Here is a 9946-nt window from a genome sequence, read left to right on the forward strand (position 1 = left end):
TTCGATATTAATTGATTTCCACGAAAATTGGGAAAATAACGCTCGGACATTCTTACAAGTGTAATGTGCATGATGACCAGATGATATAACTACATTGAGACTTTTACACAAGATTATGGACTTGACAGTTAACGGGACATGTCATATGGTGACAAGAGAAATTGGAAGTTTAACAGGACTTGTTATGAGGTGACAAGGGGAATTAGGAGTTTAACAGGACATGTCATGAGGTGACAGTGGAAATTGGAAGGTTAACGGGACATGTCATATGGTGACAAGGGAAATTGGGTGTTTAACGGGACATGTCATATGGTGACAAGGGAAATTGGGTGTTTAACGGGACTAGTCATGAGGTGACCAGGGGAATTGGAGCTCTATCAGGACTTGTCATGAGGTGACCAGGGGAATTGGAGCTCTATCAGGACATGTCATATGATGACAAGGAAAATTGGAGGGTTAACGGGACATGTCATATGGTGACAAGAGAAATTGGAAGTTTAACAGGACATGTCATGAGGTGACAAGGCAAATTGGAAGTTTAACAGGACATGTCATGAGGTGACAGTGGAAATTAACACACTGAACCAAAATTACCAATCAATAAAGCAGCGACTACAGTGATAAATTTTAAATCAAAGCAACTATTTTATATAAAACGTCAATACTCAAATCATTTTGTAACACAAGTGTAAGTATTATGTTATAATAATCGAGAATAACCATACAGTCGATAGACTGGAACGTAATATATAATATAGAAAGTGGGTTAAGTGATGAAACAACCGAAAGAAGGTGAATTCATCACTATTAAAAGTTATAAACACGATGGTTCGTTGCACAGGACATGGCGAGATAATATGGTCTTAAAAACGAGTGAGCAATCAATTATTGGTTGTAATGATCATACATTGGTAGTCGAATCAGATGGCCGTAGATGGGTTACACGTGAAGTTGCACTTGTCTACTATCATAAACATTTTTGGTTCAATATCATCGCAATGTTACGTAAACGAGGGGTTACATATTATTGTAACTTAGCCTCACCATATGTGATGGATAACGAAGCCTTGAAATATATTGATTATGATTTAGATATCAAAGTTTTTCCAGATGGGGAGAAACGTTTATTGGATTTAGATGAATATGAAATACATGGGCGTCGGTATCATTATTCAGATGAGATAGATCGCATTATCAAATACCAAATACAAGAATTAGTGAGATGGATTGACGAAGGTCGCGGACCATTCTCTCAAGAATTTATAGATATTTGGTATGAACGTTATTGTCAGCTAACACATCGCAACAAAATAAATAATAACTAAATAGTAGTGAATTCGCTTAACGGGAGATTATTGAATCGCCATCGAAAGAGCGATATGCGATGATATCCCACGATACTGAGCCTCTTAGAAGATACCAATCTTTTAAGAGGTCTTTGTTTTGACAGAATATATATTTTGTGTATTATAGATTAACTAAGATTAATAATATATCGCCCAAAAATCACCCACAAACGAACATAAATTAAGTTAATATGAGATGAATTAAACCAACTGAAACTTTTGCCTGGTAAGAAAGAAATTATAGGAGTAATTTAATGAAACAATATAATCCAACGTCTCAAAGTGAACCAAAATATAATTACAATTATTTAACTACAATTATAAATCAAATTAGTCATGATTCAGTCTTTGTTGAAAGGAACTATTATCCAGGAAAACTCGGCGCAATTTATAGTAAGGACAAAACTGAATTCAAATTATGGGCTCCAACCGCATCTCAAGTTGAAATTTTAATTTATGATGGTCATTACGGTGTATTAAAAGAAAATATTGTAATGGAGCGGTCTAAAGACGATAAGATATTTACCCATACAATTGAAGGAGATAACCATGGTCTAACGTATCGTTACCGGTTAACATTTTTTGATGGTAGAGTAAATACGTCAAATGATCCATATGCGAGAGCTGTGACTGTCAATGGCCAACGCTCAGTTGTTGTTGATTTAGACAGAACGAATCCTGATAACTGGGGAGAAAGAATGCCCGAGATGGATGATATTAGTAAAGCAGTGATTTATGAACTGCATTTGCGCGACTTCACAGTAGACTCGGATAGCGGTGTCACTCATAAAGGAAAATTTCTTGGGGCCATTGAAGAGAATGCAACGAATCCCAACGGCTCATCAACTGGTATCGACTACTTAAAAGAATTAGGTGTGACTCATGTGGAGTTTTTACCTTTATTTGATTACCAAACCATAGATGAGACCGTCGAAAAGCCACGCGAATATAATTGGGGTTACGACCCACAAAATTATGGTGCACCAGAGGGATCTTATTCAACAAATCCTTATGACCCATTTACGCGAATAAAAGAAATGAAACAAATGATACAAGCCTTTCATGATGCGGGCTTGCGAGTGATTATGGATGTTGTTTATAATCACGTTTATGAAGTGGACAACCATAGTTTTCACCTCACTGTACCCGGTTACTTTTTCCGATATAATGACGTTGGACAGTTTACGAATGGAACGGGTGTCGGAAACGATACAGCTTCAGAACGTTATATGATGCGCAAGTACATTGTAGACAGTGTATCTTATTGGGCTAAAGAATATCATATCGATGGTTTCCGGTTTGACTTAATGGGAATCCATGACACAACCACTATGAATACCGTGCGGAAAGCATTGGATGAAATTGATCCAAGTATCTTACTTTTTGGTGAGGGCTGGGATTTATACACACCCTTAAGTGGAAATATGGTAGCCAATCATAATAATGCAGTATTAATGCCAAGAGTCGGGCAATTTAACGATGGCTTAAGAGAAGCATTAAAAGGAAATGACTTCGAAGCAACCGCTCGAGGCTTTATTAACGGAGCTTGGCATATGGAACAACAAGTTGCTCAAAATGTCTTGGCAGGTGTTGACTTTGGTTCATACAACGATCCTCAACAAGTGATACAATATGTTGAAGCGCATGACAACTTTACCTTGTATGATAAATTAAGAGCAGCGGATCCGAATTTAGATGAGAACACTATTACGAAACGCCATGAATTAGCGACGACAATTATTCTGTTATCACAAGGAATACCTTTCATTCATGCGGGACAGGAGTTTCTCAGAACGAAAAATGGTGTCCGAGATAGCTACAATAAACCAGATGCAATTAACAAACTTGATTGGTTAAGACAAGATGAGTATCGTGAGTCAGTCGAGTTAGTTAAAAACCTTATTAAATTAAGAAATCAAGAACCTTTATTCCATTTATCAACTTATGAAGAGATTAAAGAAAGAATTGAAGTAACTAGAGCAGATTACCAAATTGTTCAATTGACTTATAGAGGTGACGGTTATAAGCTGTTTGTGACATTCAATGCTCAAGGAAATATGTTAAATGTTCCAGTTAAAAAAGGTGAGTATATTAAAAAAGTGAATAATCGCCGCGTTTATCTAGATGATGACAATTTAACAGGGGAAATTGATAATATACTTATCGATTCTTACACCACCTTACTCTTAAAGAAATTCGACTAATCACTCATTTTATAGAACAGACCACTACATTTGTTAGATATATCTAACAAATGTAGTGGTTTTTTGTGCAGTATTTATGACTCATGAAGAATCTATAATGTCAGTTGTTATATCGTTTTACTATAGAATGTTCGTGTTTTTAAAAGAGATGGATTCGAAAGCGTAAGTAATTGAACTTTTTTTAAAATATTATCACGAAATATACTGATAATATGTTATATTTTGAGTATAGATAAACATATTTTATGTGACAGTGGATAAAGACAATAACCAGGCGTTATATTGATATTACAGAATTGTAGACGATATCTTTAGAAAAGTGTTTGTGAGTTATTAAAGAAAGGGGAAGGATGAATCGATTCACTGATAGAGAAGATGCAGCAAAGCAATTAACAGAAAAGATAAAGGTGAAAGCTTCAATAATCACAATAGTATTGGCGATGCTACGGGGTGGAGTACCATTAGGGCTGACAATAGCCGATGAATTTAATATTCCATTAGATGTCATCTTAGCCAAAAAGATAGGCCACCCTATGAACTCTGAAATTGCAATTGGAGCGATGGCAGAAGGTGGCGAACCACTTATGAATGACGATAAACATGTTATCCTGGTTGACGATGGAATAGCGACCGGGCATACAATGTTTGCGGCAATCGAGTCTGTCCGCTCTAAAAAATCATTAAGTATTAGTGTGGCGGTTCCGATTATTCCGGAAGACACGTTTAAAGCTCTGGAGAAAGTCGTGGATAACAATTACTACGTACAAATTCCAGAAGCATTTTTAGGCTCAGTTAGTGCCTACTATGATAACTTTCCGCAATTTGATAGTTATAATGTCCAACATTTACTAGGAAAATAATCCGATTATTTAATCGCGCACCCCCCTTAAAATTAGGTTGGGTTGCTTTTGTTTACAAACATTCCAATATATGTTAGATTGACCTGGAAATGATTTAATAAATAAAAAGGGAGATACAAAGTTGGAAGATAATACAGTTCAGTTATTTAAAGATGCAATGGCAAATTACCCCTCAGGCGTTGTGATTGTTACGACGACAAATGATGAAGGACTCCCTGTGGGCATTGCTGCTAACTCTTTTACATCACTTTCGATAGACCCGCTATTAGTATTATGGTCAATCGGTAATAAGTCATCATCTTATGATATATTCAATCATAGCAAGCAATTTGCTGTTCATTTATTAGCTGGAAGTCAACTGGAACTTGTAAATATTTTTTCGCGCAAAGATATTGATCGCTTCGCACAGATTGAGTGGAGCTTTTCAGAAAGTGACTTACCTATTATTGAAGGCGCTTATGCGATGTTTGAATGTGATATCTTTGAAACAATAGAGGCGGGCGACCATGCGATTATTACTGGAAGCGTCAAGCACATCACAACAAATATTCAAAATCCATTGCTATACCACCAAAGAAGAGTCGGACCATTACCACTCACATTTCATGGAAATTAAGAGATAAACACCTCGAGTTGCTTAAAAGTTCTCGAGTTTTTTTGTTTATATCTGAATTGATTGACTGAAATTAAATAGATTTATAATGTTGGTAATACTATATTGTTAAGGTTATCAGCTTAAATAGACAAAAAAATATTTTGACAAATGGTCTTCTATAAGATAAAGTAATAGAGCTTTTAGAAAATAATTAAAAGGAGTATAAACATACAGGATAGCGCCAGGCCTTAAATATAAGGTGACGAGGATTGAACTTATCGAGATTTCGGCGGATGGTTCAAGGTAGTGTAATCTTTAGAGTTAATAAAAACCATTGTGTAAATATTGGTACAGAGATTAACTTACACACCTAAAAGCAAAATAATTAGGTGAAAAGAGGAAATAAATCAATGTGTGGAATTGTAGGATTTATTGGAGAAGGTAACGTACAAGAAGTTTTAATTGGTGGTTTAGAAAAATTAGAATACCGTGGATATGATTCAGCAGGAATTTTTGTTGTTGATAAAGAAGCCAATGGGCATCTATTTAAAGAAGAAGGTCGCATTGCGAAATTAAAAAGCGAAGTCAACTTTGATTTACAATCTGTAGTTGGAATTGGACATACACGTTGGGCTACTCATGGACCAGCAGCAACTTATAACGCTCATCCACATCGCTCAGCCAACCAACGACTTTTTCTTGTTCATAACGGTGTTATTGAGAATTATAAAGAGATTAAGGAAGAATATTTACAAGGTGTTGAATTATCTTCTGATACAGATACTGAAGTGGCGGTTGCTTTAATTGAGTATTTTGTAGAAGCGGAAGAATTATCAACGAAAGAAGCCTTTAAAAAAGCTTTATCAGTGATTAAAGGGTCATATGCTTTCGGTTTGGTAGATCAATTAGATCCTAACGTTCTTTATGCTGCTAAAAATAAAAGTCCTTTATTGATTGGTAAAGGTGATGGCTTCAATGTCATCGTCTCTGATGCGATGGCAGCCATTGAACATACAAATGAGTATATCGAAATTAAAGATAATGAAATGATCACAATTACTCAAGATAACGTAATCATCGAAGACGTTGATGGTAATGTTATTGAGCGCGAGTCATATATTGCCGAATTAGATGCCAATGATTTAGAAAAAGGAGCCTATCCTTTCTATATGATTAAGGAAATCGATGAACAACCTGCAGTATTGCGCCGTTTGGTTCAAGAATATCAAAATGATCAGCATGAGTTTGAAATCGATACAGATTTAACAGACGACTTATTAAATAGTGAACGTGTGTATGTTATCGCTGCAGGGACAAGTTATAATGCGGGTTGGGCAAGTAAAGCCATCATGGAAAAAGTAGCTAAAATCCCAACTGAAGTACATTTAGCAAGTGAATTTGCTTACGATATTCCATTACTAAGCGAAAAACCGTTCTTTATCTTCTTAACTCAAAGTGGTGAGACGGCAGATAGTCGCCAGGCCTTAGTGAAAGTGAATGAATTAGGTCATCCATCATTAACAATTACAAATGTTAAAGGATCTACACTTTCACGTGAAGCAAGTCATACTTTATTACTTCATGCTGGGCCTGAAATTGCAGTTGCTTCAACAAAAGCTTATACTGCTCAAATTACAGTGATGGCAATTTTAGCGGATGCGCTTCGTGCATTAAAATCTGAAGAAGCATCGTTTGATATGGCTAAAGAAATTGGTCTTGCAGCTTCAGCAATGGAATCAATCTTATCAGAACGCGATGATATAAAAACTTGGGTTGACTCAAACTTAATGGAAACACGTAATGCTTTCTATATTGGACGTACTGCAGATTATTACGTAGCGATGGAAGCGGCTTTGAAATTAAAAGAAATTTCTTATATCCAAACTGAAGCATTTGCCTCAGGAGAATTAAAACATGGTACCATTGCTTTAATCGAAGAAGGTACACCAGTCATTGCTTTGATTAGTGGCGAACTAACCTCAGCTCATACTCGCGGTAATATCGAAGAAGTAAAAGCTCGTGGAGCGAATACGATGGTAATTTCAACACATGCTTTATCTAGAGAAGATGATCAATTCATTGTTTCTAACTTGAACGAGTTATTAGCACCGCTAGTTATGGTGGTTGTAACACAGATGATTGCATACTATACAGCCTTAGGTCGCGGTCTAGATGTGGATAAACCACGTAACCTTGCTAAAAGTGTAACAGTTGAATAAGCTTTATTTAAGTAAACCTTAATAATCATTGCTAAAGGCCTGTATAATAGGTACAATAAGAGACAGTGTGTAAAATATTGTATTGTACTGGAGATATGGATTTGGAAAAAGAAAAAAATGTATTATTTAGTGAGATTACTGCAAACCCGGCACCTTTAGGGTTAATGGGCTTTGGTATGACAACAATACTGTTGAACATTCATAATGCAGGATTCTTTCCACTAGATTCAATGATCCTAGCTATGGGAATTTTTTGCGGTGGTACGGCACAAGTTGTTGCGGGTATTATGGAATTTAAGAAGAATAATACATTTGGAACGACAGCTTTCACTTCATACGGATTTTTTTGGATGGCTTTAGCAGCTCTGAACATCCTTTCAGAAATGGGATATGGAGTACCAGCTAATTCACTTTCAATGGCTGCATTTTTATTTATGTGGGGCTTCTTCACATTGTTTATGTTTATCGCTACTTTACGCATCTCAAAAGCATTACAAGTAGTCTTTGGAACATTGACACTTTTATTCTTCTTATTGGCAATCGGTAACTTTACCGGATCGACTTTAATCTTAATAATCGCAGGTTATGAAGGAATCATTTGTGGATTTACTGCAATTTATGCAGCAATGGCACAAGTAATTAATGAAACATATGGTAAAGTCGTATTACCAATTGGCGAAGTACAATAAGTAATTAAGTTTATAATTGGGCTACTTTTGATCAGTAATTTACTGATTCAAGGTAGCCTTTTTCGCATTATTTCGAACAATATAATGAAAGGGATTTCTCTCGACATCCCCATTCATTATACACTTTGAACAGATAGTCACTTTGTCAATTTTAAAGGAGCACATTGTAATGAGGCAATTAGTTTCAGCTCTATGGTTTGATAAGGAAGCAGAAGAAGCGGGTAATTTTTATACGTCGATATCTGAAAATTCAAGGATTATACGCAGAGAAACTTTTAAAGATACACTTATTGGTGATTATGAATCTATGGATTTTGAATTGAAAATTTATCATTTGAAGCATTTAATGATAGTGAACACGCTGGTTTTAACTCATCAATATCGATCATGGATTCGATGGATACAGCTAAAGAAGTTGATGCTTTATATGCGAAGTTATCCGTCGGTGGTGTTGATCTAATACCGTTAGATAGTTGTCCTTATAGGGAACGTTATGCCTGGGTTCAGGACAAGTACGGTGTGACATGACAAATTATGGTTGATGAAAATAGTGCGGTAAATCAAAAGCTCAAGTTAAATTTATTATTTAGTGGTGAGAGTTGTTGAAAGGCAGAAGATGCTTTAAATTATTATCATGAAGTTTTTAACCAATCAGAAATCGAAGCGGTATCTTATTATAATGAAGACGAAGCCGAAGATATCCACGAAAAAGTAAATTATAGTGAATTGTATATTAATGGTCAAAAGTTAACTCTGATGGATCATGGAATGGGCAGCGGCTTTAATTTCAATGAAGCTTATTCATTGATGATTCTGTGCGGTTCACAAGCGAAAGTCGATTATTACTGGGATAAACTATCCCATGATTCAGACTTCGAGCAATGTGGTTGGTTGAAAGACCAATTCGGTGTCCAGTGGCAAATAATGCCTGTGAGGTTTTATGAACTGATGAAAAATGGTTCAGAAGCAGAGCATTGGCGGGTCACACAAACGATGTTAAATATGAAAAAACTCGATATCGAAGCATTAGAATATACAATGTATGAGTTGAGTTAAGAAAAAGTGTTTTTCCAATTTGAGAAATTACCTTTGCTTGGTAGATAATTCACCGATAACACTCACACGTACTTCATCATCAATTTATTCTTTTTCGCCTGGAGTACCTTCGATTGAACCAAATGGCATTTGTGCAACCAGTTCGTATGAAGCAGGCAAGTTGAACATTTCTTTAACTGATTTATCAAAGCCTTGTTCAAAACCAATATTCATATGTTGTAAGCTAGCTCCTAAGTTTAATTCAGCTAAAGTAACCCACATTGAGAATTGCATATTTGCATCGTTATGAATTTTTTAGGTATCTGCACGAACACCTTCACCTAGACCAGCTTTAACTGCATTACGGTCTTCGAAGAAGAAGATTGTAACTACTGCGCCTTTAGCACCTTCCATAACACCTGAGAATATATCCCACATCGCACTTTGCATAACATCTTTTTGAACTTCTAAGATATGGTCCCAGAATTTTATCGTTTTCTTCACCAAATAATACAACTAAACGAGTTGTTTGACTGTTACTTGCAGAAGGAGTTTCTCTTGCTACTTCGTGAAAGCGACTAATAATTTCCTCTTTTGTTAAATCTGTTTGAATCAAAGATATCGATATTAGAATATTAATTGAAAATATTAAACTCGAATTCAACATAAAATCTAATATTAGGTTATGATAGCTATTTTGTTAACTTTATTTCATACGTTTCTAAATTTCAAAAACTTACGTATAATTTTTTTGAATTCATTTTTTAGTATTATAATGAAAGGATAATATTATAATTAAATAAAAAAATACTCCCTCTCGGGAGTATTTCAGGTTCTACAATAAATAGGGTTGATGACAAAAATTAAAATGTCATCAACCCTATCTTTGTGTCTTCTAAAAGACGCAGATATTCGTTATATTAAAAGTACCACCAAATAACATAAGGAGAATATCTACGCATGAACCATTTTATCCAAAAAACCTTTCAATTAAAAGA

General features: G+C 35.4%; 9 protein-coding genes and 2 pseudogenes. 9 read left to right on the forward strand and 2 right to left on the reverse strand.

The annotated features are described in order from the left end of the window. Positions 1-773 precede the first annotated feature (773 nt). The 9 genes and pseudogenes from FEZ33_RS11190 to FEZ33_RS11230 all read left to right on the forward strand — a co-directional run. Positions 774-1325, forward strand: coding sequence for a DUF402 domain-containing protein (locus FEZ33_RS11190; protein ID WP_138405463.1), 552 nt, complete (start codon positions 774-776; stop codon positions 1323-1325). Between the two features lie 275 nt (positions 1326-1600). After that, positions 1601-3550, forward strand: coding sequence for a type I pullulanase (pulA, locus tag FEZ33_RS11195; RefSeq protein ID WP_138405464.1), 1950 nt, complete (start codon positions 1601-1603; stop codon positions 3548-3550). 350 nt (positions 3551-3900) lie between these two features. Then, positions 3901-4410: a phosphoribosyltransferase gene (locus tag FEZ33_RS11200; protein WP_138405465.1), complete on the forward strand. Its 510-nt coding sequence runs from the start codon at positions 3901-3903 to the stop codon at positions 4408-4410. 121 nt (positions 4411-4531) lie between these two features. Continuing rightward, entirely contained in the window at positions 4532-5026 is a 495-nt protein-coding gene (locus FEZ33_RS11205; RefSeq protein WP_212746707.1) for a flavin reductase family protein, read from the forward strand. 389 nt (positions 5027-5415) lie between these two features. Further along, a complete protein-coding gene (gene glmS, locus FEZ33_RS11210) occupies positions 5416-7224 on the forward strand; it encodes a glutamine--fructose-6-phosphate transaminase (isomerizing) (protein WP_138405466.1) in 1809 nt (602 codons plus the stop codon). Between the two features lie 101 nt (positions 7225-7325). Further along, positions 7326-7913: an acetate uptake transporter gene (locus FEZ33_RS11215; RefSeq protein ID WP_235888833.1), complete on the forward strand. Its 588-nt coding sequence runs from the start codon at positions 7326-7328 to the stop codon at positions 7911-7913. Between the two features lie 169 nt (positions 7914-8082). Next, a pseudogene (locus FEZ33_RS13020) lies at positions 8083-8190 on the forward strand (VOC family protein); the annotation flags it as partial. A 41-nt stretch (positions 8191-8231) separates the two neighbouring features. Beyond that, positions 8232-8441: a VOC family protein gene (locus FEZ33_RS12905; protein WP_138405473.1), complete on the forward strand. Its 210-nt coding sequence runs from the start codon at positions 8232-8234 to the stop codon at positions 8439-8441. A gap of 90 nt (positions 8442-8531) precedes the next feature. Continuing rightward, positions 8532-8969 (forward strand): annotated as a pseudogene (locus FEZ33_RS11230) (VOC family protein); the annotation flags it as partial. Positions 8970-9053: 84 nt separating this feature from the next. Here the strand turns inward: FEZ33_RS11230 and FEZ33_RS11235 are convergent. Both FEZ33_RS11235 and FEZ33_RS11240 read right to left on the reverse strand, forming a co-directional pair. After that, on the reverse strand, positions 9054-9242 hold the full coding sequence (locus tag FEZ33_RS11235; protein WP_138405470.1) for a nitroreductase family protein: 189 nt from the start codon (positions 9240-9242) through the stop codon (positions 9054-9056). 21 nt (positions 9243-9263) lie between these two features. After that, on the reverse strand, positions 9264-9452 hold the full coding sequence (locus FEZ33_RS11240; RefSeq protein WP_138405471.1) for a nitroreductase family protein: 189 nt from the start codon (positions 9450-9452) through the stop codon (positions 9264-9266). Positions 9453-9946: the final 494 nt, after the last annotated feature.

The organism is Ruoffia tabacinasalis, from assembly GCF_005864045.1.
Lineage (GTDB): Bacteria > Bacillota > Bacilli > Lactobacillales > Aerococcaceae > Ruoffia > Ruoffia tabacinasalis.